25 protein-coding genes are annotated in these 26,494 nt (G+C 67.7%); 17 read left to right on the forward strand and 8 right to left on the reverse strand.

Going from position 1 to position 26,494, the window contains the following annotated elements; all coding sequences use genetic code 11:
- Window positions 1–157 precede the first annotated feature (157 nt).
- From VGP60_RS35975 to VGP60_RS35990, 4 genes are all read left to right on the forward strand, one after another.
- A complete protein-coding gene (locus VGP60_RS35975; RefSeq protein ID WP_327552662.1) occupies window positions 158–2,398 on the forward strand; it encodes a polyribonucleotide nucleotidyltransferase in 2,241 nt (746 codons plus the stop codon).
- Between the two features lie 100 nt (window positions 2,399–2,498).
- Window positions 2,499–3,863, forward strand: coding sequence for a pitrilysin family protein (locus tag VGP60_RS35980; protein ID WP_327552663.1), 1,365 nt, complete (start codon window positions 2,499–2,501; stop codon window positions 3,861–3,863).
- Complete coding sequence (dapB, locus tag VGP60_RS35985; protein ID WP_327552664.1) at window positions 3,860–4,636, forward strand: 4-hydroxy-tetrahydrodipicolinate reductase; 777 nt, start codon at window positions 3,860–3,862, stop codon at window positions 4,634–4,636. The genes VGP60_RS35980 and dapB overlap by 4 nt, the downstream gene beginning before the upstream one ends.
- Window position 4,637: 1 nt before the next feature.
- Window positions 4,638–5,084 (forward strand): tetratricopeptide repeat protein, encoded by a 447-nt coding sequence (locus VGP60_RS35990; protein ID WP_327552665.1) that lies wholly within the window; start codon window positions 4,638–4,640, stop codon window positions 5,082–5,084.
- A 73-nt stretch (window positions 5,085–5,157) separates the two neighbouring features.
- Here VGP60_RS35990 and VGP60_RS35995 read toward each other — a convergent pair whose 3' ends face one another.
- Complete coding sequence (locus VGP60_RS35995) at window positions 5,158–5,679, reverse strand: hypothetical protein (RefSeq protein WP_327552666.1); 522 nt, start codon at window positions 5,677–5,679, stop codon at window positions 5,158–5,160.
- Window positions 5,680–5,828: 149 nt separating this feature from the next.
- Here VGP60_RS35995 and VGP60_RS36000 point away from each other — a divergent pair, with 149 nt between their 5' ends.
- Window positions 5,829–6,296: a GtrA family protein gene (locus VGP60_RS36000; RefSeq protein ID WP_327552667.1), complete on the forward strand. Its 468-nt coding sequence runs from the start codon at window positions 5,829–5,831 to the stop codon at window positions 6,294–6,296.
- Here the strand turns inward: VGP60_RS36000 and VGP60_RS36005 are convergent.
- Window positions 6,293–6,853: a GNAT family N-acetyltransferase gene (locus VGP60_RS36005; RefSeq protein ID WP_327552668.1), complete on the reverse strand. Its 561-nt coding sequence runs from the start codon at window positions 6,851–6,853 to the stop codon at window positions 6,293–6,295. The two genes, VGP60_RS36000 and VGP60_RS36005, sit on opposite strands and share 4 nt — an antisense overlap.
- Before the next feature lie 103 nt (window positions 6,854–6,956).
- Here VGP60_RS36005 and VGP60_RS36010 point away from each other — a divergent pair, with 103 nt between their 5' ends.
- From VGP60_RS36010 to VGP60_RS36020, 3 genes are all read left to right on the forward strand, one after another.
- Entirely contained in the window at window positions 6,957–8,168 is a 1,212-nt protein-coding gene (locus VGP60_RS36010) for a winged helix-turn-helix domain-containing protein (protein WP_327552669.1), read from the forward strand.
- 339 nt (window positions 8,169–8,507) lie between these two features.
- Window positions 8,508–9,587: an RHS repeat-associated core domain-containing protein gene (locus tag VGP60_RS36015; RefSeq protein WP_327552670.1), complete on the forward strand. Its 1,080-nt coding sequence runs from the start codon at window positions 8,508–8,510 to the stop codon at window positions 9,585–9,587.
- A 3-nt stretch (window positions 9,588–9,590) separates the two neighbouring features.
- Window positions 9,591–10,337 (forward strand): GNAT family N-acetyltransferase, encoded by a 747-nt coding sequence (locus tag VGP60_RS36020; RefSeq protein WP_327552671.1) that lies wholly within the window; start codon window positions 9,591–9,593, stop codon window positions 10,335–10,337.
- A gap of 171 nt (window positions 10,338–10,508) precedes the next feature.
- On the opposite strand, the gene VGP60_RS36025 is transcribed toward VGP60_RS36020, so the two are convergent.
- Together VGP60_RS36025 and VGP60_RS36030 are read right to left on the reverse strand one after the other, a co-directional pair.
- The gene (locus VGP60_RS36025) at window positions 10,509–11,426 is read right to left on the reverse strand and encodes a DUF4097 family beta strand repeat-containing protein (protein ID WP_327552672.1); all 918 of its coding nucleotides are present in this window, start codon (window positions 11,424–11,426) and stop codon (window positions 10,509–10,511) included.
- 9 nt (window positions 11,427–11,435) lie between these two features.
- Window positions 11,436–11,975, reverse strand: a complete 540-nt coding sequence (locus VGP60_RS36030; protein ID WP_327552673.1) for a toxin-antitoxin system HicB family antitoxin — start codon at window positions 11,973–11,975, stop codon at window positions 11,436–11,438.
- Between the two features lie 121 nt (window positions 11,976–12,096).
- Between VGP60_RS36030 and thyX the strand changes: the two genes are divergently transcribed.
- From thyX to VGP60_RS36075, 9 genes are all read left to right on the forward strand, one after another.
- Window positions 12,097–12,840 (forward strand): FAD-dependent thymidylate synthase, encoded by a 744-nt coding sequence (gene thyX, locus VGP60_RS36035; protein WP_327552674.1) that lies wholly within the window; start codon window positions 12,097–12,099, stop codon window positions 12,838–12,840.
- On the forward strand, window positions 12,840–13,232 hold the full coding sequence (locus tag VGP60_RS36040; protein ID WP_327552675.1) for an ACT domain-containing protein: 393 nt from the start codon (window positions 12,840–12,842) through the stop codon (window positions 13,230–13,232). Before thyX ends, VGP60_RS36040 begins: the two co-directional genes overlap by 1 nt.
- Window positions 13,233–13,440: 208 nt before the next feature.
- Window positions 13,441–14,682 (forward strand): Nramp family divalent metal transporter, encoded by a 1,242-nt coding sequence (locus tag VGP60_RS36045; protein ID WP_327552676.1) that lies wholly within the window; start codon window positions 13,441–13,443, stop codon window positions 14,680–14,682.
- 100 nt (window positions 14,683–14,782) lie between these two features.
- Entirely contained in the window at window positions 14,783–16,279 is a 1,497-nt protein-coding gene (locus VGP60_RS36050) for a serine/threonine-protein kinase (RefSeq protein ID WP_327552677.1), read from the forward strand.
- Window positions 16,280–16,392: 113 nt separating this feature from the next.
- A complete protein-coding gene (dapA, locus tag VGP60_RS36055; protein ID WP_327552678.1) occupies window positions 16,393–17,406 on the forward strand; it encodes a 4-hydroxy-tetrahydrodipicolinate synthase in 1,014 nt (337 codons plus the stop codon).
- Window positions 17,403–19,100 (forward strand): ribonuclease J, encoded by a 1,698-nt coding sequence (locus VGP60_RS36060; RefSeq protein ID WP_327552679.1) that lies wholly within the window; start codon window positions 17,403–17,405, stop codon window positions 19,098–19,100. The genes dapA and VGP60_RS36060 overlap by 4 nt, the downstream gene beginning before the upstream one ends.
- A gap of 437 nt (window positions 19,101–19,537) precedes the next feature.
- Complete coding sequence (locus tag VGP60_RS36065) at window positions 19,538–21,115, forward strand: VWA domain-containing protein (protein WP_327552688.1); 1,578 nt, start codon at window positions 19,538–19,540, stop codon at window positions 21,113–21,115.
- Window positions 21,116–21,322: 207 nt separating this feature from the next.
- Entirely contained in the window at window positions 21,323–22,909 is a 1,587-nt protein-coding gene (locus VGP60_RS36070; protein WP_327552680.1) for a substrate-binding domain-containing protein, read from the forward strand.
- Window positions 22,910–23,010: 101 nt separating this feature from the next.
- Window positions 23,011–23,586 (forward strand): DUF305 domain-containing protein, encoded by a 576-nt coding sequence (locus VGP60_RS36075; protein WP_327552681.1) that lies wholly within the window; start codon window positions 23,011–23,013, stop codon window positions 23,584–23,586.
- Here the strand turns inward: VGP60_RS36075 and VGP60_RS36080 are convergent.
- The 4 genes from VGP60_RS36080 to VGP60_RS36095 form a co-directional block, all read right to left on the reverse strand.
- Window positions 23,583–23,867 carry an antibiotic biosynthesis monooxygenase family protein gene (locus tag VGP60_RS36080; protein WP_327552682.1) on the reverse strand — a complete coding sequence of 95 codons (285 nt, stop codon included), beginning with the start codon at window positions 23,865–23,867 and terminating at the stop codon, window positions 23,583–23,585. The two genes, VGP60_RS36075 and VGP60_RS36080, sit on opposite strands and share 4 nt — an antisense overlap.
- A 29-nt stretch (window positions 23,868–23,896) precedes the next feature.
- Window positions 23,897–24,868 (reverse strand): EamA family transporter, encoded by a 972-nt coding sequence (locus tag VGP60_RS36085; protein ID WP_327552683.1) that lies wholly within the window; start codon window positions 24,866–24,868, stop codon window positions 23,897–23,899.
- Between the two features lie 46 nt (window positions 24,869–24,914).
- On the reverse strand, window positions 24,915–25,532 hold the full coding sequence (gene wrbA / locus VGP60_RS36090; protein ID WP_327552684.1) for an NAD(P)H:quinone oxidoreductase: 618 nt from the start codon (window positions 25,530–25,532) through the stop codon (window positions 24,915–24,917).
- Between the two features lie 61 nt (window positions 25,533–25,593).
- The gene (locus VGP60_RS36095) at window positions 25,594–26,403 is read right to left on the reverse strand and encodes a lysophospholipid acyltransferase family protein (protein ID WP_327552685.1); all 810 of its coding nucleotides are present in this window, start codon (window positions 26,401–26,403) and stop codon (window positions 25,594–25,596) included.
- Window positions 26,404–26,494: the final 91 nt, after the last annotated feature.

The raw sequence follows: 26,494 nt of genomic DNA on the forward strand, positions 1-26,494 counted from the left end.
GAGGACAAGTTCGCCGGTCCTCGGTAGTGGTTCCCGGGCAACGGTCCCGGGGACTTCGATCGAAGACCGGCCTCGTTCTCAGGCGTTCCCCAATGGGTGGGGAGTCAACGGGTGGAAAACCCGGCGCAGCCCGAGAACCAAAGAGGAGATACACCATATGACCGACTCCACCGGAGTCACCGTGCACGAGACCGAAGCCGTGATCGACAACGGCCGGTTCGGCACTCGCACCATCCGCTTCGAGACCGGCAGGCTGGCCAAGCAGGCCGCCGGCGCCGTCGTCGCGTACCTGGACGAAGAGACCATGCTTCTCTCGGCCACCACCGCGTCGAAGCACCCGAAGGAGCACTTCGACTTCTTCCCGCTGACCGTGGACGTCGAAGAGCGCATGTACGCCCTCGGCCGCATCCCGGGCGCGTTCTTCCGCCGTGAAGGCCGCCCGTCCACCGACGCGGTCCTCACCTGCCGCCTGATCGACAGGCCGCTGCGCCCGTCGTTCACCGACGGTCTCCGCAACGAGATCCAGGTCGTCATCACGGTTCAGAGCCTGAACCCGGAAGACCCGTACGACGTGCTGGCCATCAACGCCGCTTCGGCGTCGACCCAGATCGCCGGCCTCCCGTTCTCCGGCCCGATCGGCGGCGTCCGCGTCGCGCTGATCGAGGGCCAGTGGGTGGCGTTCCCGACCTGGAAGCAGCTCGAGTCCGCGACCTTCAACATGGTCGTCGCCGGCCGTATCGTGGGCGACGATGTCGCGATCATGATGGTCGAGGCCGAGGCCACCGAGAACACGCTCGACCTGATCGCCGCGGGCGGCACCTCGCCGACCGAGCAGATCGTCGGCGAGGGCCTCATCGCCGCCAAGCCGTTCATCCGCTCGCTGTGCGTCGCGCAGCAGGAGCTCGCCGCCGTGGCTTCCAAGCCGACCGGCGACTTCCCGGTGTTCCTGGCCTACCAGCCGGACGCCTTCGAGGCCGTCTCCGCGCTGGCCACCGACGAACTCGGTGCCGCGCTGTCCATCGCGGGCAAGAAGGAGCGCGACACCGCCACCGACGAGGCCAAGGCCAACGTCCTGGCGAAGGTCGGCCTGGGTGAGGGCGAAGCCTTCGCCGGTCGCGAGAAGGAGATCGGTGCCGCGTTCAAGGCACTGACCAAGAAGCTCATCCGTGGTCGCATCCTGCGCGACAACTTCCGTATCGACGGCCGTGGCCTCACCGACATCCGGCAGCTCTCCGCCGAGGTCGCCGTGATCCCGCGGGCGCACGGTTCGGCGCTGTTCGAGCGCGGCGAGACCCAGATCCTGGGTGTCACCACGCTGAACATGCTCCGCATGGAGCAGCAGATCGACTCGCTTTCTCCGGAAACGAAGAAGCGCTACATGCACCACTACAACTTCCCGCCGTTCTCCACCGGTGAGACCGGCCGTGTCGGTACGCCGAAGCGCCGGGAAATCGGGCACGGTGCACTGGCCGAGCGCGCGCTCGTGCCGGTGCTGCCGAAGCGGGACGAGTTCCCGTACGCCATCCGTCAGGTCTCGGAAGCGTTGAGCTCCAACGGTTCCACCTCGATGGGTTCGGTCTGCGCCTCGACCATGTCGCTGCTGAACGCCGGTGTGCCCCTCAAGGCGCCGGTCGCCGGTATCGCCATGGGCCTCGTGTCCGATGAGGTCGACGGCGAGACGCGTTACGTCGCGCTGACCGACATCCTCGGTGCCGAGGACGCCTTCGGTGACATGGACTTCAAGGTCGCCGGTACCAAGGACATCGTCACCGCGCTTCAGCTCGACACGAAGCTCGACGGCATCCCGTCCGACGTGCTGGCCGCCGCGCTGCAGCAGGCCAAGAACGCCCGGCTCACGATCCTCGACGTCATGTCCGAGGCCATCGACGAGCCGGACGAGATGAGCCCGTTCTCGCCGCGCGTCACCAGCGTCAAGGTCCCCGTGGACAAGATCGGCGAGGTCATCGGCCCGAAGGGCAAGATGATCAACTCGATCACCGAGGAGACCGGCGCCGACATCTCCATCGAGGACGACGGCACGATCTACGTCGGTGCCGCCGACGGCCCGTCGGCCCAGGCCGCGATCGACCGCATCAACGCGATCGCGAACCCGCAGCTGCCCAAGGTCGGCGAGCGGTTCCTCGGCACTGTGGTGAAGACGGCCGCGTTCGGCGCGTTCGTCTCGCTGCTGCCGGGCCGTGACGGCCTCGTGCACATCTCGAAGCTGGGCAACGGCAAGCGCATCGCCAAGGTCGAGGACGTCGTCAACGTCGGTGACAAGCTCCGCGTGGAGATCGCCGACATCGACAACCGCGGCAAGATCAGCCTGATCGTGGTCGTCGAAGAAGAGGCCGCGAAGCCCGCCGACGCCGAGACCGAAAAGGTCGACGCTGTCTAAGTAGTCCGTTTGGAAGCAGTTCGTTGAGTCATGAAGGGGCCCTTTGAGACACTCGGTGTCTTGGAGGGTCCCTTCATCACATCCATCGAGTAAGGGATCCATGGCGCCACAGATTCCCGGGTATGCCCAGCCCATCGGCAGCACCCGAACTCTTGAGTCCACTTCGGACGGTGCGGTCGTCAAGCGCACCGTGCTCCCCGGTGGTCTCCGGGTCATCACCGAGCACGTCCCGGCGTCGCGGTCCGCGACCGTGGGACTGTGGGTCGGCATCGGCTCGCGCGACGAGCCGGCGAATGTCGCCGGGGCCGCGCACTACCTGGAACACGTGCTGTTCAAGGGAACCACGCGCCGCGACGCCACCCAGATCGCCGAGGAGATCGACGCGGTGGGTGGCGAGTTCAACGCGTTCACCGCCAAGGAGCACACCTGCTACTACGCGCAGGTGCTCGACGAGGATCTCCCGCTCGCGGTGGATCTGGTGACCGACGTCGTCTTCGAGGCGCTGTGCACCGATTCCGATGTGGACATGGAACGCACGGTGGTGCTCGAAGAGATCGCGATGCGCGACGACGATCCCGAGGACCTGCTGCACGAAACCTTTGTCAGTACCATTTTGGGCGAGCACCCACTGGGCCTTCCGGTGCTGGGCACGGAAAAGTCGATCATCAACATGTCGGCGTCGGCGCTGCGCGGGTTCTACCGGCGCCGCTACACGATGCCGCGGATGGTGCTCGCGGTCGCCGGGAACATCGACCACGCTCAGGTGCTTCGCTTGGTGCGTAAGGCTTTGGGTGCTCGCCTGACCGGTACGGGCACGCCCGTCGCCGCCCGCACGGGCCGCGCGCGGATCACCGCCAAGCCCGAGCTCGCGCTGCACACCGACGACACCGAGCAGGTGCACCTGATGCTCGGCATGCGCTCGCTTTCGCGTCACGACGAACGCCGGTTCGCGCTGCAGGTGCTCAACGCCGCACTCGGCGGCGGCATGAGTTCCCGGCTGTTCCAGGAGATCCGTGAACGCCGCGGGCTCGCGTACCAGGTCTATTCGTCCACGGCGAGCTACGCCGACACCGGTCATCTCGCGGTTTACGCGGGCTGTCAGCCGGAGAAGCTCGGCGAGGTCGCCGGGGTGATCCGTGAGGTGCTCGACGTCGTCGCGGCCGACGGGCTTTCCGACGCCGAAGTCCTGCGGGCGAAGGGACAACTGCGCGGCGGCCTGGTGCTCGGCCTCGAGGACACCGCGTCCCGGATGTCGAGGATCGGCAAGAACGAACTGAACTACGGCCACTACCTCGGCGTCAACGACACCGTCGCCCGGATCGACGCCGTCACCACCGAAGAGGTGTGTGCGCTGGCTCGCACTCTGCTGCGCCGCCCCGGTGGCGTCACCACCGCGGCGGTCGTCGGGCCGTATTCTCACCTCGACGAACTGCCCAAAGACCTGCACGAGGTGATCGCGTCATGACCCAGATTCCCGCCCGTGGCGAGGAAGACCCGATCCGCGTCGGTGTGCTCGGCGCGCGAGGCCGGGTCGGCGCGGAAGTCGTGAAGGCCGTCGAGGCGGCCGCCGGTTTGAAGGTCGTCGCCGTGGTCGACGCGGGTGACCCGCTGACCGACCTGCTCGACGCGGGTGCCGAGGTCGTCGTCGACTTCACCCATCCCGAAGTCGTGATGGACAACCTGAAGTTCACCACCGAGCACGGCATCCACGCCGTCGTCGGCACCACGGGCTTCACCCCGCAGCGGCTCGATCAGCTCAAGGAGTGGCTCGAGCCAAAGCCGGAACTCGGCATCCTGATCGCGCCGAACTTCGCACTCGGCGCGGTGCTGGCGATGCGGTTCGCGCAGCAGGCGGCGAAGTTCTACGACTCCGCCGAGATCATCGAGCTGCACCACAACCGCAAGGCCGACGCGCCTTCCGGGACAGCGGGTCACACCGCGAAGCTCATCGCCGAAGCCCGGCTCGAGGCCGGGATCAAGCCGGGTTCCGACGCCACCACCGCCGAAGTGGACGGTGCGCGCGGCGCGGACGTCGACGGTGTCCGGGTGCATTCCGTGCGGCTGCCGGGTCTTGTCGCGCACGAGGAGATCATCTTCGGCGCCGAGGGCGAGACGCTGACGATCCGCCACGATTCCATGGACCGCACGTCGTTCATGCCGGGTGTGCTGCTCGGCGTGCGCGAGATCCTGACCAGGCCTGGGCTGACCGTGGGCCTGGAGAACGTCCTGGAGTTCTGACGTGCGGGCTCGTAATGTCGCGCTGGCACTGACCGCGGCACTGCTCGTCTACATGTTTTTGCTGGCCGACCGCGCTATCGCGCTGTTCAGGACCGGAGAACTGATCCCGGTCCTGCTCGGCGTCGGCGTGATCCTGTTGCCTTTGCTGGGAATCTGGATCATCTTCACCACCTGGCGCTCCGGCAGCCGCATCCAGCGGCTCTCCCGGCGCCTGGACGAAGAGGGCGGCCTCCCGGACACCGCGGACCTCCCGCGCCGCCCCTCGGGCCGCGTGGACCGCCAGGCGGCCGACTCCTGGTTCCAGGAACGGCGTGCCGAGCTCGAAGCCGATCCGGAGAACTGGCGCAACTGGTACCGGCTGGCGTACGCCTACGACATCGCGGGCGACCGCGGCCGGGCCCGCGAAACCATGCGTAAAGCCGTCGAACTGGAAGCCACCGACCACTGAACTTCCGAATATGTCGACAACTCTCGTTAGCAAGCCTAACGAGAGTTGTCGACATATTCGGAAGTTTTGGGCGTCAGATGTGGAGCCAGCCGGCGAAAAGGGCGGGAGAAGCGGCGAGCACGCTGAAACGGATCCAGCGTCCCGCCAATCCGGCACCGATGAATGTGGACATGCTCATTTTCGCCAGCCCGGCGAGCACCGAAGTCGCCATGAACGGCGGCATCCCGATCACGGAACTGACCCCGTAGGTGCCGACCATCCAATGAGGATGCCGGTGACACCGTTCGCGCAGTGCGTCCAGTTTGCCGCGTAGGTACTTAGTGCGCAGGTGCCAGCGATCGCGCCGCGTGGACGGCGGGCGTTCGCGGTGCAGGAAGTCGTGCAGCCGCTGCGGAAGTTTGATGGAACCCCGTGCGGCCAGGTAATAAACGAGTTTCCCGGCGATCTGTCCAACAGCGACGACCCCGCCGATGGCGAGCCACGGGACGCCCGGCTGGCTCGCGACCAGCCCGATCACGAACACTTCGACGCTGATCAGGGGCAGTAGCGCGGAGCCGAACGCGACGCCGAGCGTCACGCACAACCATCCGAGCATGTTGCCTCCTGGGAGTTTCCGTTCTTCCCAAAGCTACCAGCCGAAAACTGCGGCACACTGGGGTTAACCCCCGATTACCACCTGCAGTCAGCCCCAGAAGATCACCTTTTCGTTGGTTCGCGGTCATCTGGGGCTGCTTGGGTTAAGGCGTGGCCGAGCAGATTACCGGAACGCGGCGCCGTACGTTCGCGGACATTTTCGCCGGATTCTGCGCTTCGGTGGCGAAACGCCTGCCGTTCGGGATTCCGGCCAATTTTCTGGGCTTTGCGCTGATCAACGGCTTCACCTTCGGCGTCGACCTGCTGTTGCTGACGGTGTTCCACGGCTGGTGGGGACTGCCGGTGTGGCTGTCGATCACGCTGGGATACGCCGGGGCGTTCGCGCTGAGTTTCGTGCTGAACCGGACGCTGAACTTCCGTTCACACGCGCCTGTCGGGCGTCAGACGGCGCTGTACGTGGTGGCGATCGCGGTGAACTACGTGGTGTTCCTGCTCGGTGTCGGCGGGGGACTGGTGGAGCTGGGCGTGCAGTACCACGTGTCGCGGATCGTCGCGGGCGCGTGCGAAGGTGTCTTCATGTACTGCGCCCTGCGCTGGGTCGTCTTCCGAGAGCGCTAATCGACCAGTTCAAGCGCCAGCGTGCCGGTCAGCCGGACCTCGCGGATCTCGGTCTCGCCGGTGTCGAGCGTGCGGACCAGGCCGTCCGGCTTCCAGCCCGCGCGGCGGAAGAAGCCGAGCGACGCGTGATCGGACTGCGCGACCCAGGTGACGCCCCGCTCGGCGCCGTCCTTGCGCAGGGCCTCGGCGGCGGTCCCGAGCAGGCGTCCGGCGTGCCCGCGACGTCCCCAGCGGGGTTCGACCAGCACGGCCGCGATCAGGCCCGTGCTCGCGGCGTCCTCGGGCAGTGCGCCCTCGGCGTTGGCGACCTCGCTGTCCGGCGCCAGGCCCGACACACAGAAGCCGACCACGTAACTGCCCTCGGTCGCCAGGTGGATGTGGGTGCCCGGGTTCTCGATCGCCGCGGTCCACCGTGGCACGGTGTCCGTGGCCTCCAGTTCGGCGATGGCCCGCTCACCGAGCAGGCTCGTGTACGCGGCACGCCAGGTCTCGCGCTGGATGCGGGCGATTTCGCCCGCGTCGGCGACTACGGCGGGCCGGACGGCTGCGGTGCTCATGCCCGAAAACTTACTGTGACGCGCAGCGGGCCTGTTCGTGAAGGGGGCCTTCACGGTCTTGGTTGCTGAAACTGTCGGTGGGGGCTGGCACGATGGCGAGATCATGGAGACGATGAGTACGGCGGTCGCGCGGCGGGTCGCGCTGGCCGCGCAGGGGTTCGCCGATCCACGGCCGGTTTCCGCGCCGACGCGGCGTCACCTGCGCAAGGTGTTGTCCAAGGTCCAGCTGATCCAGCTGGACTCGGTGAACGTCGCGGTGCGCGCGCACTACATGCCGCTGTTCTCGCGGCTGGGTGCCTACGAGCAGGCGCTGGTCGACGACGCGGCCTGGACGCACACCGCCCGCAGACCGCGGATGCTCGTCGAATACTGGGCGCACGAAGCGAGCCTGCTGCCGATCGAGGACTGGCCGCTGCTGCATTCCGGCGCCAAACGGGCCGGTTGGTGGACGAACTACGGTGCGCTCGTCGACGGTTCGCCGTCGCTGGCCGAAGACATCCTGGCCGTGGTCAAGGAACTGGGCCCGATCGGCGCGGGCGGTATCGAACGCGAGATCGCCGGCGCGGCGGCGCGGGGCCCGGGTGCGTGGTGGGAACGCTCGGAGGTCAAGAAGGTCTGCGAGTGGCTCTTCGGCATGGGCCAGCTGACGACCGGCACCCGGCGTTCGTTCGAGCGCCTCTACGACCTTACCGAGCGCGTGGTGCCGCCCGAGCTCCTGTCCCGCCAGGTCACCGCCGAGGAAGGGGCGCGTGCGCTCGTCACGCGGTCGGCGATCGCACTGGGCGTCGCGACCGAACCGGACCTGCGGGATTACTACCGCCTCGGCCCGAAGTCCAGCCAGCAGGCCGTCGCCGAGCTGGTCGAGTCCGGCGTCCTCGAACCGGTCAGCGTCGAAAACTGGCGCGCCCCGGCGTACCGGCACGTCGACGCCCGAGCCCCGCGCGCCATCACCGGCCGCGCCCTGCTCTGCCCGTTCGACCCGCTGATCTGGGAACGCGCCAGGACCGAGCGGCTCTTCGACTTCCGCTACCGCATCGAGATCTACGTCCCCGAGCCGAAACGGGTGCACGGCTACTACGTCTTCCCGTTCCTGCTCGACGGCGCGCTCGTCGGCCGCGTGGACCTCAAGGCCGACCGGGCGGCCGGTGTCCTCCGCGTCCAAGGCGCTTTCGCCGAGCCGGGCACCGATGCCATCCGCGTCTCCGCCGAACTCGCCGCCGAGCTGCGTCACATGGCCGACTGGCTGGGCCTCGACGGCGTCGCCGTCGGAACCCGAGGAGATCTCGCGCCGCTCTTGCGTGCTCAAATCGCCTGAGCTGCCCGCCCGAGCAACGCGGGTTCGCTGGAATGTCTATTTCTGGCGATTTGGTCAAGCTTGCGCCTTTCTGGTTGAACCATTCGGCGGAGTGTGCTCCCGCCGACCGGACTCGAGTCGTCGACGCGCGGGGAAAGACGACAAGCAGCACCTTCGACGCCTTCGGCGACGTGACTCTGGTGACCGATCCGCTCGGGGACAAGACGGGATACGGCTACGACACCGGCCGTGGCTCTGTGACGTCCACAATGGACGCGAACAACCACACCACGGCCTACGCGCAGGACGCACACGGCCGGACAGCCCGTCAAGACCACCCAGGCCGACAACACAACTCAGGTGACCCACTACAACCCGGAGGGAACGATCGCGGACACCGTCGACGGGCTCGGCGCGGTCACCCGCTACGGCTACGACGGTCAAGGGCGCCTCCGGGCCCGTTACTACGATCCCTCGACAGCGCAATTCCTCAGTGTGGACCCGCTGGTCGACCGCACTCGGCAGCCCTATGTCTATAGCGGCGACAACCCGCTGAACTACAGCGACCTCACCGGAATGTCGTTCTGGAGTGCACTGGGCGCGGGCTTGATGATCGTGGGCGCGGTCGCCGCCGTAGACGGCGCGGCGCTGGGAGGCATTGCCTTGGCGGGCGGCACCGCGGGGCTGCTCACCGGGGGATTGATGCAAGCCGCCTCGGGTGGCCTCGGCCGCTTTGAGGACATGGACTGGGATCCGGGCGACGACGAAGACGGATACCGCACTCCGAAGAGCCGGGATGTGCAACAGAAGGAAGCCGACCGCGCCTGGAAGGAAATCCAGCGGCGTGCGGAAAAACCGCTGAGCGCCGCCGATCGGGAGCAGTGGCATCACGCCATCACCAAGAAGGCTACGATTACCAGCGCATCCTGCAAGAGGGACCCCAGATGTTCTGTGAAGGTGGTTGGTGACGTGTCCTCGCTTGCGGAATTGGCGGAATCGTTGCAGGAATTGGTCGGCAGCCGGGTGGCCGATCTCGGCCGTACGGTGAACATGGCCGAGGTGGGGTTCGAAAAGGACGATGAGACCTATCGTCTGCACGTCCAGTGCGCCTTCAGAGTTGTGCGTGGTGACCAGATCCTGGTTGGTTCGGCCGATATGTCCTACCCGGAGGATCGCAAGGCCGATCCGGACGTGGCGTACGACACCAATGCGACAATGTACGATCGCAACGCGAGGCGTTTGACGGCCAGATTCGAAGCGTCGGAATACCGAGTGCTCGCAACGCGGATGTCGGACACGGGCTCAGTCGTCATCGAGATCACGAACTCGGTGGGATTCGAGTTCATGCCGACCTGCTCGGGACCCATCGAAGCCTGGCGGCTTTTCGGAATGAAAAGCCGGGTGCACTATGTCTACCCCGACTCGGCCGACCGCGACTGACCCATGGTGCGGATACACAGCTTGGCCGAACGGCCTGAACTTCTTGTCCCGGCGCTGGCGCTCGGCTCGATCGGCGCCGAGTTCATGCAGCACGACCACGTCGGTACGCTCGCCAGGGCGAGACGGCTGGCGAAGCGCTGGCCCGAGTTCTTCCTGGTCCTGCTGGACGACGACGTTCCCGTCGCCCGCGCGGTCGGTGTCCCGCTGGTCTTCCCGGACGCCGAGCGGACCGAACTGCCCGATCTCGGCTGGGACGGCGCCATCCTCTGGGCGGTCGAGGACGCGTTGGACGAGCGTGTCCCCACCACACTGTCCGCGGTGGATCTGCACGTCACCGCGGCCCATCGCGGAAAGGGCATCGCGGCCGCGGCACTCAAGGCGCTGGGGGAGCGCGCACGCGACCAGGGCTTGGCCCGTTTGGTCGTTCCCGTGCGTCCCACCGGGAAACAGGATCACCCGCACCTGCCGATGAGCGACTATCTGGCGTTTAGCCGTCCGGACGGTTCGTCCGTCGATCCCTGGGTGCGGACCCACGAACGCGCCGGCGCGAAGTTCGTCAAGATCGCGCCGTTCGCCATGACCATCACGGGAACGTTGGCACAGTGGGAAAACTGGACCGGCGCGCCGCTCGTCCCTGGCCACAACGTCGTCGAAGGCGCGTTGTCACCTGTGCTCGCGTCGCCCGAGCAGGACCTCGGGATCTACGTCGAGCCGAACGTTTGGTTCGACCACCCGCTCACTGATGGATAACGCAAATGTGGCGTGCTTCCCGGCACCGGCCGACCGGCGCTTTCTCGCCGAAGTGCCTGGGCTCCGCTCCCGAGCGACACCACTTTTGGCGTGCTCATCCATAACCAAAGCAGGGGACCTTTGGTGCTGCCTGGAAGCACCAAAGGTCCCCTGTTCCCCTGCCGAAGGTGGCTACTGGGCGGCGGGCGTGACGACGGCGTTGCCCGAGCCGGTACGTGCCCGGATCTTCAGCGGCACCTCGCCTTCCGGCGCCGAATCGGCGACCTCCAGTTCGCTGGAAAGCTTGCCGGCGAGGGAAGTCAGCTCGATTTCCGCGGCGACGCCCGAGCGGATGCCGATGCGGATCTCGCCGGATCCGGTGATCAGCTCGAGCGAACCCGAGGCGGCGTCGGCGACGGAGAGGTCACCGCTGCCGCTGCGGACCATGACGTCCCCGGACACGGCGCCGAGCCAGATGTCGCCGGTGCCGGTGGCGAGCGTCGCGGAACCCGACAGCGAAGACGCTTCGACGTCGCCGCTGCCTGTCCGCAGCTGAAGGCCGGACAGCGTCGGGCCGAGTTTGATACCGCCGGAGCCGGTGCGCACGGTGACGGCGCCGTCGGCGCGGTCGAGTGCCACCACGCCTGATCCGGTCAGGATGTCGGCGCGGCCCGCCGAGCCGCTGACGGAGACGTCGGCGGCGCCCGCCCGGACTTCGAGATGCGATCCGCCCGGCGCGTAGACGGTCACCGAGAGCGGGATGTTGCGTAGTGGCAGGGTTTTCGACGCCTGCACCACGAGCCGGTTGCCGATCTTTTCGACCCGTGCCTCTCCGACGGCGTCGCCGGACGAGATGTCGATCTCGGTACCGAACTGGGTGCCGAACCGTTCGGTGACCCAGTTCAGCATCGACGCCATGCCGTCGACCCACGGCGGCTTTTCGCTCGAGTCGTGGCGCAGTTCGACCCGCGCCTCGTCGGGCTGGTCGGTCAGGTGGATTTCGACCTTGCCGATGGTGACACCGACGTCGACCTGCAGCGGGCCGTCCGCCGGAAAGGTCTCGGTGCGCACGGGCTCCGCGGGAGTCTCGTTCAAGTTCTCTTCGGTCATGATCGCCCCTCAGCCCCGGACCCAGCCGTGCAGCCGGGTGTCGCTCTGTTTTCCGTGCTCTGTCTTGTCTCCCCAGCCCGAGTGACCGCCTTTGAAGGAGCCCTGCCCGAGGGCGCCCTGCACCGCCCGGGAGATGAACGTGTTCAGCGAGACACCCTGCGCGGAGGCGGCCTGCTCGGCGCGGCCCTTGATCTGCTCGACCAGGCGCAGCGTCATCCGGCTGATGTCGCCACCGTCCATCGGCGGCGACGAAACCGGCGGCGAGTCGTTGCGAGCGGCACGCGGTGCGGGCTCGGACGAGTTCGACCCGTTGCCGGTGACGACCACGCGGACGTCCCGGCCGTCGAGGCGGACCTCGACGACGTAGTCGGGCAGGCTCGCCGTCGTTTCGGCGGCGAAGTCGGCAAGGGCGTTCATGATCGCGAGCCGGACAGCGGGCTCCAGCGCGCCGGACAGCAGCGCGGCCGCGCGCCGAGTTTGGTCGTCTCCCGCCGAGGCCGTCGCGGCCAGGTCCTCGCGGAGGTTGCTGATGTACGGCGTCAAGTCCATGACACCACTATGACGTCACATGTGGTGTCAGTCAAGGCGGCTGTGATGTCACAGTGGTGTCGTCGCGATGGCGGTTAGGCTTCAAGCGTTCTCGGAATGGGCCGAATGAGGGAGTGCGGAAGTGGCCGAAACGGTCTCGCCGAAGGTGCAGATGATCGCGAAGACGGAGTTCTTCCCGCCGGACGATGTGCCGTGGTCCACCGACTCCGACGGCGGCGAGGCGCTGGCCGAATTCGCTGGTCGAGCCTGCTACCAGTCGTGGTCCAAACCCAACCCGAGTACGGCCACGAACGCCGGATACCTCGACCACATCATCGAGGTCGGCCACCTCGCCGTGCTCGAACACGGCTCGGTCACCTTCTACATCACCGGGATCTCGCGCTCGGTGACCCACGAACTCGTCCGGCACCGCCACTTCTCCTACTCGCAGCTTTCGCGGCGGCATGTGCCCGAGAACGTCGTCGAGCCGGAGGTGATCGCCGGCGATCCGGTGCTCCACGAGAAGTTCCTCGCCGCCACACAGGCGAGCGTGGACGCCTACGACGAGCTCCTCGCCGGTCTGGAGGAGAAGTTCGCCGGTTCGCCGAACGACACCCTGCGCCGCAAGCAGGCTCGCCAGGCCGCTCGCGCCGTGTTGCCGAACGCCACCGAAACCCGCATTGTCGTCACGGGCAACTACCGTGCCTGGCGGCACTTCGTGGCGATGCGTGCCACCGAGCACGCCGACGTCGAAATCCGTGCGCTGGCCGTCGAATGCCTGCGTGAACTCCAGAAGGTCGCGGGCAACGTGTTCGCCGACTTCACCATCTCGGCCTTGCCTGACGGCACTGAGGTCGCCTCGAGTCCGAAGGTGTTGGAAGGCTGATGCGCCGCTTAGCCATTGATGTCCAGTCCGGGGACTACATCGTCGCCAGGCTCCCCGCGAACGCCCCGACGCCCGCGAACCTGCTCGACCCCCGCGCGCCCGTGCTGGTCTCGATCACCAGGACGCCCACGGAACTCTCCATCATCTGCCCGGCCGGGCTCGCGCCGGAAGGCGCCGAGACCGAGGCGGGCTGGCGGCTGCTGACCGTGCGCGGCCCGCTCGCGTTCACCCTGACCGGCATCATCGCCGCGCTGTCCAGCGAGCTCGCGGCGGCGGGTGTCGCGCTGTTCTCACTGTCCACTTTCGACACCGACCACATCCTCGTCCGCCAGGACGAGCTTCAGCGGGCGGTCGAGGCGTTGCGGGCGTCGGGCCACGAAGTCGGGCTCTGACCCTGCGTGGGTCGTGAGTGTTTACGAGTGTTAGAACACTTGTTGCCACTCACGACCCACCCACCTGGCCGCGCCTGCGTACCCCGGCCCCCGCTCTCCGGCGTGGCCTTGGTCTTTCTCGGTCCAGTGCCGTGGCTCACCTGTACATCGAATGTTCGGCATGCCTAAACTTCGAGTTAGGCTACCAACAACGAGGAGAGGTGGCGTCATGGCGCTGGCGGAAGCCGTCCGGCCCAAGAAGCTCGGCCGCCTGCGGACGAGCACGGCGTTGCTCGGGCCCGCCTTCGTGGCCGCGATCGCCTACGTCGACCCCGGGAACGTCGCCTCGAACATCAGCGCGGGCGCCCGGTTCGGCTATCTGCTCGTCTGGGTGATCGTCGTCGCGAACCTGATGGCGGTACTCGTCCAATACCTGTCGGCCAAGCTCGGCCTGGTCACCGGCATGTCGCTGCCCGAAGCCCTGCGCGAGCGGATGCCGCGCACCGGCCGCCTCACCTACTGGATCCAGGCCGAAGTGGTCGCCGTCGCCACCGACCTGGCCGAGGTCGTCGGCGGCGCGATCGCCCTCAATCTTCTCTTCGACCTCCCGCTGCTCATGGGCGGCGTGATCACCGGCGCGGTGTCGATGGTGCTGCTCATGGTGCAGGACAAGGGCGGGCAACGCCGGTTCGAGCGGGTCATCACCGGGCTGCTGCTGGTGATCGCGGTCGGGTTCCTGTCGAGCCTGTTCGTCGAGCCACCGTCGCCGTCGGGGATCGCGGGCGGCCTGATCCCGATGTTCAGCGGCACCGACAGTGTCCTGATCGCCGCCGCGATGCTCGGCGCGACGGTCATGCCGCACGCGGTCTACCTGCATTCGGGGCTTGCCAGGGACAGGCACGGTCATCAGGAAGGCGCCCAACGCAAGCGCTTGCTCCGCGCCACCAGGTTCGACGTCGGCTTCGCGATGCTGCTCGCCGGCGCGGTCAACATGGGCATGCTCCTGCTCGCCGCCACGAACCTCCAAGGCCAGGAAGGCGTCGACTCGATCGAGGGCGCGCACGCCGCTGTCGGCCAGGCACTCGGCCCGGGCATCGCGTTGATGCTCGCGATCGGCCTGCTCGCCTCCGGTCTCGCGTCGACGTCGGTCGGCGCGTACGCCGGCGCGATGATCATGCAGGGGTTGCTGCGCAAGCGGATCCCGCTGCTGCTGCGCCGCCTGATCACCCTGACCCCGGCGCTGGTGGTCCTCGCGATCGGCGTGGACCCCAGTCAGGCGCTGGTGGTCTCGCAGGTCGTGCTGTCCTTCGGCATCCCGTTCGCGCTGGCGCCGCTGATCCGGCTCACCAGCGACCGCTCCCTGATGGGCGACGACGTCAACCGCCGGGTCACCACCGTCCTCGGCTGGCTGGTCGCCGCGATCATCATCACGCTCAACATCGCCCTGATCTATCTGACGTTCTTCGGCTGAGCCGCCTTTCGTGCCCGGGACGTGACCGATTTCGGCGGAACCATAAAGCCTCCTTGAGGGTCGGACTACCATCCCGGCAGATCAAGGAGGCGGACCGACAGTGACCGAAGAGCAGACCCAGCGGCCCCAGCAGGCAACCGGGCCACGGGTGATCTCCGGCCGCTACGCGTTGCTGGGTGAAATCGGCCGCGGCGGCATGGGCGTGGTGTGGCGCGCGCAGGACCAGGTGATCGGCCGCGCCGTCGCCCTCAAGGAACTGCGCCTGCCCGAAAGCGCCGAGGACGCGGGCGTCTTCCAGGAGCGCGTGCTGCGCGAGGTGCGCACCGGCGGCAGGCTCAACGACCCGGCCGTGGTGACCGTCTTCGACGTCGTCCACGAAGCCGGCAGTACCTACATCGTGATGGAGCTCGTCGAGGCGCCGACGCTGTCGGACCTGGTGCGGCGCAACGGCCCGCTGCCCCCGTGGCAGGTCGCTTCGATCGGCGAGCAGCTGCTGTCGGCGCTCAAGGCCGCGCACGACGCCGGCATCGTGCACCGGGACGTCAAGCCCGGCAACGTGATGGTCGCCGCCAACGGCCGGGTGAAGCTGACCGACTTCGGGATCGCGCAGGCGATCGACGACCCGCGGCTCACCACCGCCGGGATGATCGTCGGCTCGCCGGCGTTCATGGCGCCGGAGCGCGTCCAAGGCCGTGAAGCGCTGCCGGCGTCGGACCTGTGGTCCCTCGGCGCGACGCTGTACTTCGCGGTGGAAGGTTCCGTCGCCCACGAACGCGCGACCACCGCCGCGACGCTGCACGCGATCATGAACGAAGTGCCGTATCTGACCCGGGCCCAGGGCCCGGTCGCCTCGGCCATCATGGGGCTGCTGATCTCCACCCCCGAGGCCAGGATCACCGCCCTCCAGGCACACGAGCTCTTCGCGATGGCGGGCAAACCCACTGGCCAGGGCACACCGCCCGGCGGGTACACGATGCACAGCGCGGGCCCGCCGACCCGGCACGCCACCGGCCCGACGCCCGTCCCCGCGAAGCCGAAACGCGCGTTGTGGGTGACGCTGGCCGCGGTGATCGCGGTCGTGGCGCTGATCGGCGGCGTCTTCCTCGGCCGGGCGATCTCGGCTCCCGCAGTCGACACCGCGATGCTCCCGACGATGACTTACGGCTTCCAGGGCGACATCAAACTCGTCGTGAACAGCAGTTCGGCCTGCTACAACGCGGTGATCGCGGTGGGGGTCACCCTCAGTGGTGACAACGAGTCCGACTGCGACAAGAGTCATACCGTCGAGATCTACGACGACCCGGTCCTGCTCGGCCAGGCCACCAACACCACCGACGCCGAAACCATCGCGGTGACCTATCCCGGCGCGGAACCCCTGAAACGCGCCGCGGAGGCACGTTGTGCGCTGGGGTTCAACTCCGACCTGGTCCCGAAGGACAAGCGTGCCGGCCTCAGCTACCGCGCGCTCGTCCCGTCGGCGAAGGAATGGGGAAACCTCCCCGAGGACTACAAGAAACTGGCCCGCGCGGTCTACTGCGTGCTCACGAAAGCGGACAGCACCCAGCTGAGCCGACAGGTCCATGTAAAGATCAAGTAGTGCACGAAGGAGATGTTCCGGCCCACTCGCCGCCGCGCCGGGGATTCTCCGGTTCTGGGGCGAACAACCAGGTCGTCGCAGGGAAGGAGAGTACAAGGAGGTACCGTCAGGCCATGTCCACTCCACCCACAGCCACGCCGGGCAGGCCGTTCGGACGTGTGCTCACCGCGATGGTCACCCCCTTCGACGCCGACGGCGCACTGGATCTGAAGCGGGCGCAGGAACTGGCCAAACACCTGGTGGAGCTGGGTAACGACGGTCTGGTCGTGAACGGCACCACCGGTGAATGCCCGACGACCACCGACACCGAGCAGGCCGACCTGATCCGTGCCGTCGTCGAGGCCGTCGGCGATTACGCCACTGTCGTCAGCGGCGCGGGCACCTACGACACCGCACACAGTGTGCGGCTCGTGCAGCAGGCCGAAAAGGCCGGTGCGCACGGTGTCCTCGTGGTCACCCCGTACTACTCGCGGCCCAGCCAGGCCGGGTTGTACGCGCATTTCACCACCGTCGCGGACGCCACCGGGCTGCCCGTGATGCTGTACGACATCCCGCCGCGCTCCATGGTGCCGATCGAGGTCGACACCCTGCTGCGGCTGGCCGAGCACCCGCGGATCCTCGCGGTCAAGGACGCCAAGGGCGACCTGCTGGCCGGCAGCGAGGTCATCGCCAATACGCATCTCGCGTACTACTCCGGCGATGACGGCCTGAACCTCCCGTGGCTTTCGGTCGGCGCGGCCGGCGTGGTCAGCGTCGTCGGCCACGTGGTCGCCGGGCGCATCCGCGCGATGCTCGACGCCTACGAAGAGGGCGACACCTCCACAGCACGCACAAACCATCGCGGCATGCTGCCGGTCTACCGGGCGTTCGCCCGCGTCGGCGGCGTCGCGTTCGGGAAGGCCGCGCTACGGCTGCGCGGTTTCGACGTCGGCGACCCCAGGTTGCCGATCGTCGCGGCCACCGAGGAGCAGGTCGCGGCCATCGCCGCCGACCTCGCGCAAGCCGGTGTGCCACTTGAAGACTCCAAAGCAACGAACTGGAACACTTCCAGGGTTGCCCAGACCGACTCGGTGGCGGCTTACGTCGCTCCGACCACTCACACCAGCGTAGGGATCATTCCTAGGTGAGCTCACTCTCAATCGGCCCCGGCCCGACCAACGCACCACCCGCGCTCCCGGAAGGGGGCCTGCGCGTAGTTGCACTGGGCGGCATCGGTGAAGTCGGCCGCAACATGACCGTCTTCGAATTCGACGGACGGCTCCTGATCGTCGACTGCGGGGTGTTGTTCCCGGAGGACGAACAGCCCGGGGTCGACCTGATCCTGCCGGACTTCCGCGCGATCGAAGACCGGCTCGAGACCATCGACGCCCTGGTGCTCACGCACGGGCACGAAGACCACATCGGCGCGGTGCCGTTCCTGCTGCGCCTGCGTCCGGACCTGCCGATCTACGGCTCGCGGTTCACTCTCGCCCTGCTCGCGGCGAAGTGCAAGGAACACCGGCAGCGCCCGAAGCTCATCGAGGTCAAGGAGGGCGAGCGCCGCAAGGTCGGGCCCTTCGACCTCGAGTTCTTCGCGGTCAACCACTCCATCCCCGACGCACTGGCCGTGGGCATCCGCACGCCGGCCGGCGTCGTGCTGCACACCGGTGACATCAAGCTCGACCAGCTGCCGCTCGACGGCAGGCTGACCGACCTCGCGGGCTTCTCACGGCTCGGCGACGAGGGTGTCGACCTGTTCTGCGTGGACTCCACCAACGCCGAGGTGCCCGGGTTCGTCACCGCCGAGCGCGACATCGGCCCGGTGCTCGACGACGTCATCCGGCGGGTCGACCAGCGCGTGATCGTGGCGTGTTTCGCCAGCCACGTGCACCGCGTCCAGCAGATCCTCGACGTCGCCGTCCAGCACAAGCGCCGGGTCGCGTTCGTGGGCCGCTCGATGGTCCGCAATATGGGCATCGCCGCGGACCTCGGGCTGCTGCAGATCCCGGACGGCCTGCTGCTCGACATCGACCAGGCCAGCAAGCTGCCGGAGAGCAAGGTCCTCTTCGTCTCGACGGGTTCGCAGGGTGAGCCGCTCTCGGCGCTTTCGCGGATGGCTCGTGGTGAGCACCGCCAGATCTCCATCAAGGCCGGGGACACCATCATCCTGGCCAGCTCGATGATCCCCGGCAACGAGACCTCGGTGTTCGGGGTCATCAACGGCTTGGTCCGCCTCGGTGCCAACGTTGTCCACCAGGGCAACGCCAAGGTGCACGTCTCCGGGCACGCCTCCGCCGGTGAGCTGCTGTACCTCTACAACGCGGTGCGCCCGAGCAACGTCATGCCGGTCCACGGCGAGTGGAAGCACCTCGTCGCGAACGCCAAGCTGGCGATCAGCACCGGGGTCGCGCCGGAGAACGTCGTGATCGCCGAGGACGGCGTGGTGGTCGACCTGGTCGACGGCCAGGCCCGCGTCTCCGGCCGCGTCGAGGTCGGGCACGTGTACGTCGATGGCCTGTCCGTCGGTGACGTCGGGGAGTCGACGCTGTCGGATCGCCTGGTGCTCGGCGAGGGCGGGTTCATCGCGATCAGTGTCGCGATCGACTCGAAGACCGGGCGCGCCGTCACGGCGCCGAAGGTGTCCGGCCGCGGTTTCTCCGACGACCCTAAGGCGCTCGACGCCGTGGTGCCGCTGGTGGAGAACGAGCTGTCCCGCAGCGAAGCCGAGGGCATCACCGACACCCACCGCATCGCGCAGGCGATCCGCCGGGTCGTCGGCCGCTGGGTGGCCGACACCTACCGGCGCCGCCCGATGATCATCCCGACCATCATCCCGGTCTAGTCCGTTTGTCCGTGAAGGCCTCCTTTGCAGCGTCTGATGCTGCGAAGGAGGCCTTCACGTATTTAACGGGTGAGTAAGAATGAAATGGAACTCCCTGTCAAGGAATTCGCGGCAAAGTGTCCTGTCGATTTAACGGTTGTCATTGGCTTTCAGGTGCTTACTGACATTACCCACCGAAGGCCCCGGCTCGCCCTACCGTAGGAATTGTTCCAGGCTACCGAAGGTCTGGACCAACCCCTTGTGGCTGATAGGCCACCTGGCGTAACTTTCCTGGACCATCCGTGACACAGACGTCCGCGAATATCTGTTCCTCTCGCGGCGGTGCTGTGTTGCGCTGATTCCGGTATCGATCGGCAGGGAGGTCATGCTGAATGGGGCGGCACTCGAACGGCTGGCAAAGAAAGCGACTGATTCTTACCGTAACCGCGTTGGGCAGCGTGGTGCTCGTCGGTTCCGGCACGGTGGCCGCCATCTCGATAGCGCGAGCCCCGGCCAGTTGTGCGTCCACGACCCGGGTCGTGGTGGCGGCTTCGCCCGAAATGGCGCCCGCGTTGTCGGCCGTCGCGAACGGTGTCGCGACGAACTGCGCGCGGATCGAGGTGCAATCCCGCGATTCGGCCCAGGTGGCGGAAAGCCTCGCGATCTCCGACGGCAGGCCTCAGCCGCAGGCGTGGATCCCGGACTCGACACTGGCTTTGCGGCGCGCCCGGCAGTTGGGTGCCGATCAGGTGCCGGAGTCGGGTCCGTCGGTCGCCAGCTCGCCGGTTGTCCTCGCGGTCGCCCAGAACATCGCCGACGGGATCGGAAAGGGGCGTGCGTTCCTGCGGTGGGCAGATGTGCTGAACGTGGCCGACGGCAGTGTCGTCACCGGAATGCCTGACCCCGCAAGGGATTCCATCGGTGTCTCCGCGTTGTTCGGGTTGCGCGACGCGGTGCGCGACACTCCTGATCCGGAAGCGGCCGGCCAAGCCGTCCTCCGCCGGTTCTCGGCGAACACCACCTCGGTGGAGGGTGACCTCTTTTCCCGGCTTCCCGGTGCCGCCGCACCGAATCCGGCGTTGACGGTGTTCCCCGCGTCGGAGAATTCGGTCATCCGCTACAACGTCAACCGGGGCACGGACGGGCTCGTCGCGGTGTACTCTTCCGCGGCGCCCACATTGGACTATCCCTTCGCCGTCTTCAATTCCGTGACCAAGGACCAGGAAACTCTGCTCGACTCGCTGGTCCGCGCGATGCTGGGGAAGCCGGGGGCGGACGCCGTCGCGCGGGTGGACCTGCGGGCGGCCGGCGGCCAGGCGCTGCGCGGTGAGACGACGGACAACCGGATCTGGCGCCGGGGCCTGCAAACCGCCAAGACGCCGTTCAGCATGGAGGTCGAACAGGCGCTGTACCAATGGGCCGGGGTCAGCCTGAGCGCGCGGGTACAGGTGCTGATCGACGTGTCCGGGTCGATGAACACCGTCGGCGCGACCGGGAAGACCCGCATGCAACTCACCCTGGAGGCGGCGGAACAGGGCCTGCAATTGTTCCAGCCCACCACCCAGCTCAGGATCTCGACCTTCGCCACGAACCTGGACGGGGACAAGGACTACACCGAGGTGCTGCCGATGGCTCCGGTGGGCGAACAGCTTTCCGGTGAGGCATTGACGAAGCTGCGGTCCATCAAGGCGAAACCCGAGGGGCAATGTGGGTTGTACGACAGCATATTGGCGGCTTATGAACGGGCGCGCGAGGAATGGGAACCGGGCAGGCTGAACTTCGTCGTGGTGATGACCGACGGGCGGAACAACGACCCGGCCGGAATCGGCTTGCCGGAACTGCGGACCCAGCTGACCCGGCTGGGCGACTGGAAACGGCCTATTCCCGTCATCGGCGTCGGGATCGGCCCGGGCGCGGACGAGGCCGAACTGGCCCAGATCACCACGCCCAGTGGCGGCCAGACCTTCATCGCGGAGGACCCGGCCAAGATCATGGACGTCTTTTATACGGCCCTGAGCCGGCTTTCCCGCACCTGACCCGGTTCTTTTTCCCCGGATGGCAGCGATTCCGGTGAGGAATGTTCCTGCACGCGGCGTAATTATTACCGGGGTATTCGGTCTACGACATTCACCGTTTTCCGTCTAGCCTGGATGCCACCGCGTCAGCAGGAGGCCGCACCTATGGGGCGACACTCGACCACGCCGAGACCCAGACGCCTCCTCCTGCCCTCGATCGCGCTCGGTGTGGTTGTCCTTCTGGGAGCCGGGGCGTGGACCCTCGTCACGGTCTTCCGCGACCGGTCCACCTGCGTCGAACCGACCCAGGTGCTCGTCGCCGCCGCTCCCGAGATCGTGCCCGCGGTGTCCCTGGTGGTGGCCGCCGTCGCCAAGGACTGTGTGCACATCGAGGTCCAGGCCCGTGATTCGGCGCAGCTGGCGGAGAGCCTGGCGATCTCCGACGGCAGTGCCCGCCCGCAGGTGTGGATCCCCGATTCGACGCTGGCGTTGCAACGCGCCCGGCAACTCGGTGCGACGGACGTGCCCGAGTCCGGGCCGTCGGTCGCGAGTTCCCCGGTGGTGCTCGCCGTCGACCAGGAGATCGCCGACACCCTCGGCTGGCCCGCGAAGACACTCACGTGGGCGGACGTGCTGAACGCGTCGGACGGCAGTGTCGTCGCCGGATTGCCCGATCCGGCGCGTGACCCGGTCGGGGTGGCCGCGTTGTTCGGCCTGAAGGACGCGGCGAACACGAGCGCGGATCCGGCCGCCGCGTACGCGTCACTGCTCCGGCGCTTCTCGCCGAACACCGAGTCCGTGGAGACCGACCTCTTCGCGCGGCTGCCGGGGTCGAGTTCGCCGGGGGCGCCCGTCACGGTGTTCCCGACTTCGGAGAATTCGCTGCTGCGCCACAACCTCAACCAGGCCGCGAACGGGCTCGTCGCGGTGTATTCGGCGGCCGCGCCTTCGCTGGACTACCCGTTCGCCGTGCTCGGTTCCTCCACTTCGGCCCAGTTCGCCGAGGTCGGCCCGTTGCTGCGGGGGCTGGTCGGGGAAGCCGGTGCCGACGCCGTCGCGCAGGCGGGGTTGCGGGCCGCGGGCGGGCAGGCGCTGCGCAACCGGTCCACGGACACGCATGTTTCCGACGACGGCCTGAAGACGGCCCCGATGCCGTCGAGCGGAGACGTCGACAAGATCCTGAACCAGTGGGCGGGCATCAACCTGAGCTCGCGGGTGCAGACGCTGATCGACGTCTCCGGCTCGATGAACGACGAGGTCCCCGGCACCGGCAAAACCCGCATGGCGCTCACGCTCGAAGCGGCGGAAAAGGGCATGTCCCTGTTCAAGCCCACCACCCGGAACCGGACCTGGGAATTCTCGACGAAACTCGACGGGGACAAGGACTACCGCGAAGTCCTGCCGATGAAGTCGGTCGCGGAGCACCTCGCCGGGACCGGACTCGCCCAGCTCCGCGCGATCCAGGTGGACGCCAACGGTGCCACCGGGCTGTACGACAGCCTGCTCGCGATCTACAAGATCTCGCGCACCGAATGGGAACCGGGACGGCTCAACGTCATCGTGATCATGACCGATGGCAAGAACGACGACCCGGGCGGGATCAGCCGGGACGACCTCCTCGCCGAATTGGCCAAACTGCAGGACCCGAAGCGGCCGATCCCGGTCGTCGGCATCGGTATCGGCCCGGACGTCGACGACAGCGAGCTGCAGGCGATCACGCGGCCCACCGGCGGCCAGGCGTTCATCGCGGCCGACCCGAGCAAGATCGTCGACGTGTTCTACAGCGCGCTGAGCAAGCTGTCCGGCGGCAATTAGCCGTCCACAGTGGTCAGTGGGACCCCCGTCGCGGTGCCGGTTCGCCGTTCTGCCAACCTAAGCCGACTCCGCACTCGCCGTACCTTCTTGAGGAGCCCTCCATGCTTCGCATCCCTCGACGGTTCGCCGTGGCCGTCGTCGCACTGGCCGCGGTCCTCGCCGGCTGTTCCGACCCGGACGCCGGGGCGGCGCCGGAGCCGTCCGCGCAGCCGCTCGCGCAATCACCCGCGCCGTTCGACCAGCCGGATGTGACCTTCGCCGCGCAGCTCGTGTCGCAGCATCAGCAGGGCGTGGATCTGGCCTCCTCAGCCGATTCCCGGGCCGCGAACGCCGAACTGAAAGCGTGGGCGAAGCGGTTCGTCGAAACCCACGAGCCGGAGATCGCGCAGGCGTCGGAACTCCTGGAGTCCTGGGGCCAGCGCCCGCCGGAGGACCCGGGCCTCGACGGCAACCGCCCCGGCAAGGTCACCGATGCCGACGTCGGCGGGTTGGCCGCGCTTTCCGGGACGGCGTACGACAAGCGGTTCGTGGAACTGATGATCCGTCACCACGAAGGGGTGATCGACACGGCGTCCCAGGAGAACGCCGCCGGCGAGAACCCGCGGGCGCGGGAACTCGCGGGCAAGCTCTCCCGGTCCCAGCAGGACGAGATCGCCGAGCTGAGGAAGCTCGCCTAGGGCGCTTCGACCGTCGAGATGCGGTACTTCGCCACGTCGGCGTCGAGGATCTCGGCGGTCTGCTCATCGCTCGGGCCCGAGCCGCGGAAACTCTGGAGCTGCTCGTCGGTGTCCCAGCGCTCGTAGATGTTGATCCGGCCGGGCTCGACGATGTCGGCCGACAGCGAGAAGTCGAAGCAGCCTGCGGTGGCGCGTGCCTGCTCTACGACCTGGACGCAGTCCGCCAGGTACTTCTCCCGTGCGGCCGGGTCCACGTAGATCTTTCCGGAAACGATGAGCATGGTGCCCCTTCTCAAGTCGGGTCACGACCTTATCCGGGCAGTGGTTCAGCCGCCGTGATGTGCTGCTTCGGCGAGTTGAGCTGAACGATCAGCGCACCTCCCAAAAGGACCACCGCACCGAAGAGTTGCACCCAGGTCAGGGTTTCGCCGAGGAACGCCCACGCGGCCGCGGTCGCCACCACCGGCTCCAGCAGCGCCAGAACACTCGCCACGGAGGCGGAGACGTACTTCAGCGCGGTGATCCCGGCGAGGTAGGCGATCACGGTCGAAAACAGGGCCAGCGCGACGAGCAGCACCCACACCGGCGGCTGCCACGGGCCGAACTTCGCCGGTCCGATGAGGACGGACACCGGCAGCGTCCACGGCGGCGCCACCACGCACACCACCACCGCGCCGATGATCATGCCCCAGGTGACCATGCCGAGGGGATGCCTGGTGGCGACCCCTTGCTCGCCCAGCAGGAAGTAGACCGCGGAGCAGCACGCCGCGCAGAAAATGGCGCTCAGGCCCAGCGCGTCGAGACGCAGGCCTTGCCATACCTGGGCGACCATCGTCAGCCCGCCCATCGCGAGCGCGATCCCCAGCCACATCGCGCGCGGCAGCCGCGTCTTGCGGACGAACCGCACCCAGAACGCGATCAGCACCGGCGAAGTGAACTCGAGCAGGATCGCGATCCCCACCGGGATCCGCGACACGGCGACGAAGTAGAGCAGCTGTACCCCGGCGACACCGAAAAGCCCGTACGCCGCAAGGAGTTTCCACTCACCGGGACGCACGCGGAGCAGCGCCGGCTTGACGAGCGCGACCCCGATCAGCAGCATCAGCGCCGAAAGCCCGAGCCGCGCCGTCGCGACCTGTTCGGGGGAGAGGCCCGCGGTCATCGCCGGTTTGCCCAGCGCCCCGGAAGTGCCGAAGAACACCGAGGCGCACAGGATCAGGCCGGTGCCCCGCGCGCGGTGGGACAGCCCGGCCTGCGGGGAAGCTGAGACATCGATGGACACCCGGCGAGCGTATGTGCTGCCCCCGCCGCGACGAAAACGACTTTCCTCACACCCCGGAGGAGCGCAGCCCTTCCGCGACGAAGGTGGCGATGGTGGCGAGGCGGGTGCCCTGGATGTGGAGGGCCTGGAGGGCGACGTCGTCGGGCTCGGCGGATTTGCGCGAAACCCACGAGCCGCCGTACGGGTTGCCGGACTCCATCAGATGCGCCGCGGTGTAGCCGAGCGGCACCACGATGGAACCCCAGTGGTAGAAGACGTTGTTGATCGCCAGGATCGTGGACTCCAGGCCACCGTGTGCGGTGGACGCCGTTGTGAACGACGTCGCCACCTTGTTCGCGAGCTTTCCCTTGGCCCACAAGCCACCTGTGGTGTCCAAATAGGACTTGAGCTGACTCGCCGCGCCGCCGAAACGGGTCGGGCTGCCGACCGCGAGCCCGTCCGCCCACTCGAGGTCGCCGAGCGTGGCGAGTTCGGCGCGCGGCCCGGCGTCGACGTAGGCCTGCCAGCGGGGGTTAGTGGCGATCGCTTCCGGCGGGGCCGTCTCCGCGACCGTCCGGACGCGGACCTCGGCGCCGGTTTCCGCGGCTCCCTTGGCCAGTGACTCCGCCAGCTTCGCGGTGTTGCCGGTGGCGCTGTAGTAGACGACGAGAATGCGTGTGCTCACCCTTCGGACCCTATGCACCGCCCGGGCGGTGTGCATCCGGCGTCCACATCCCGGACTCCGTTCAATGGAGCCAGGGGCTCTTGGAGTCCGTCGGGCGCGTCGGGTCGTTGAAACGCGGCACGTCCGGCTCGTCGCGGCGCAGCTCGACCAGTCCGTCGGTGATGGCCTGCATGATCTTCGCGTGCGCGCGTACACCCGCACCCGGCCGCTCCGGCTCGACCTCGGACAGGTCGACCGGCTCGCCGAAGTGGACGCGCAGCGTCGGCCGCCGCACCGGCGCGCTGAGCCCGGACTTCAGCAGCGGCAGCACGTCGGCCGGGCCGTTGACGACTTCGGTGCCCCAGTAGACGATCTCGTGCGCGCCCCACTGGCTGATCGGGATGACCGGCACCCCGGCACCGAGCGCGAGCCGAGCGGCGCCCGTCTTGCCGCGCTCGGGCCAGAGCCCGGCGTCGTGGCTGATGCGGCCTTCGGGGTAGACGACGATCGGGTCCTTGGTCGAGCGCAGTGCCTGGACCGCTTCCCCGAACTGCCCGACGGCCGTGGTCGCGTGCGCGCGGTCGATCCGCAGATGCCCGCTGGCCTGCAGGGCCTTGCCGATCACGGGCGCGTCCAGGATGCCGCCCGCCAGCAGGAACCGCGGGTTGATCCCGATTCGCTTGCAGGCCGCCATGATGACGAACGGGTCGAAGTTCCCGATGTGGTTCGGGGTCATCAGCAACGGCTGGCTCCGCAGGTCAGCGGGGATTTCTCCGGTGACCTTGAGGTGGCCGAGCATGTTGACCAGGCCGCGGTCGATGTTGAGCATCGTCCGCCAGATCGCCGGCGCGCGGCGTTTCTGCCTGTTTTCGTCCCGGTGCAGCGCAAACATGCGGCAAAGCATGCCATGACGCCCAGCACCACTCCCCAGCCGCTCAGCCGAGGTGGCTGGGGTCGTGAGTGCGTAACAGTGTTAGAACACT

The organism is Amycolatopsis sp., assembly GCF_036008905.1.
Classification (GTDB): domain Bacteria; phylum Actinomycetota; class Actinomycetes; order Mycobacteriales; family Pseudonocardiaceae; genus Amycolatopsis.

Excerpts from the sequence above, each read along its gene's own strand:
- VGP60_RS35975 (WP_327552662.1), top strand. The coding sequence starts at position 158 with ATGACCGACTCCACCGGAGTCACCGTGCACGAGACCGAAGCCGTGATC.
- VGP60_RS35980 (WP_327552663.1), top strand. The coding sequence starts at position 2,499 with ATGGCGCCACAGATTCCCGGGTATGCCCAGCCCATCGGCAGCACCCGA.
- dapB (WP_327552664.1), top strand. The coding sequence starts at position 3,860 with ATGACCCAGATTCCCGCCCGTGGCGAGGAAGACCCGATCCGCGTCGGT.
- VGP60_RS35995 (WP_327552666.1), bottom strand. The coding sequence starts at position 5,679 with ATGCTCGGATGGTTGTGCGTGACGCTCGGCGTCGCGTTCGGCTCCGCG.
- VGP60_RS36005 (WP_327552668.1), bottom strand. The coding sequence starts at position 6,853 with ATGAGCACCGCAGCCGTCCGGCCCGCCGTAGTCGCCGACGCGGGCGAA.
- VGP60_RS36010 (WP_327552669.1), top strand. The coding sequence starts at position 6,957 with ATGGAGACGATGAGTACGGCGGTCGCGCGGCGGGTCGCGCTGGCCGCG.
- VGP60_RS36020 (WP_327552671.1), top strand. The coding sequence starts at position 9,591 with ATGGTGCGGATACACAGCTTGGCCGAACGGCCTGAACTTCTTGTCCCG.
- VGP60_RS36025 (WP_327552672.1), bottom strand. The coding sequence starts at position 11,426 with ATGACCGAAGAGAACTTGAACGAGACTCCCGCGGAGCCCGTGCGCACC.
- VGP60_RS36030 (WP_327552673.1), bottom strand. The coding sequence starts at position 11,975 with ATGGACTTGACGCCGTACATCAGCAACCTCCGCGAGGACCTGGCCGCG.
- VGP60_RS36040 (WP_327552675.1), top strand. The coding sequence starts at position 12,840 with ATGCGCCGCTTAGCCATTGATGTCCAGTCCGGGGACTACATCGTCGCC.
- VGP60_RS36045 (WP_327552676.1), top strand. The coding sequence starts at position 13,441 with ATGGCGCTGGCGGAAGCCGTCCGGCCCAAGAAGCTCGGCCGCCTGCGG.
- dapA (WP_327552678.1), top strand. The coding sequence starts at position 16,393 with ATGTCCACTCCACCCACAGCCACGCCGGGCAGGCCGTTCGGACGTGTG.
- VGP60_RS36075 (WP_327552681.1), top strand. The coding sequence starts at position 23,011 with ATGCTTCGCATCCCTCGACGGTTCGCCGTGGCCGTCGTCGCACTGGCC.
- VGP60_RS36080 (WP_327552682.1), bottom strand. The coding sequence starts at position 23,867 with ATGCTCATCGTTTCCGGAAAGATCTACGTGGACCCGGCCGCACGGGAG.
- VGP60_RS36095 (WP_327552685.1), bottom strand. The coding sequence starts at position 26,403 with ATGTTTGCGCTGCACCGGGACGAAAACAGGCAGAAACGCCGCGCGCCG.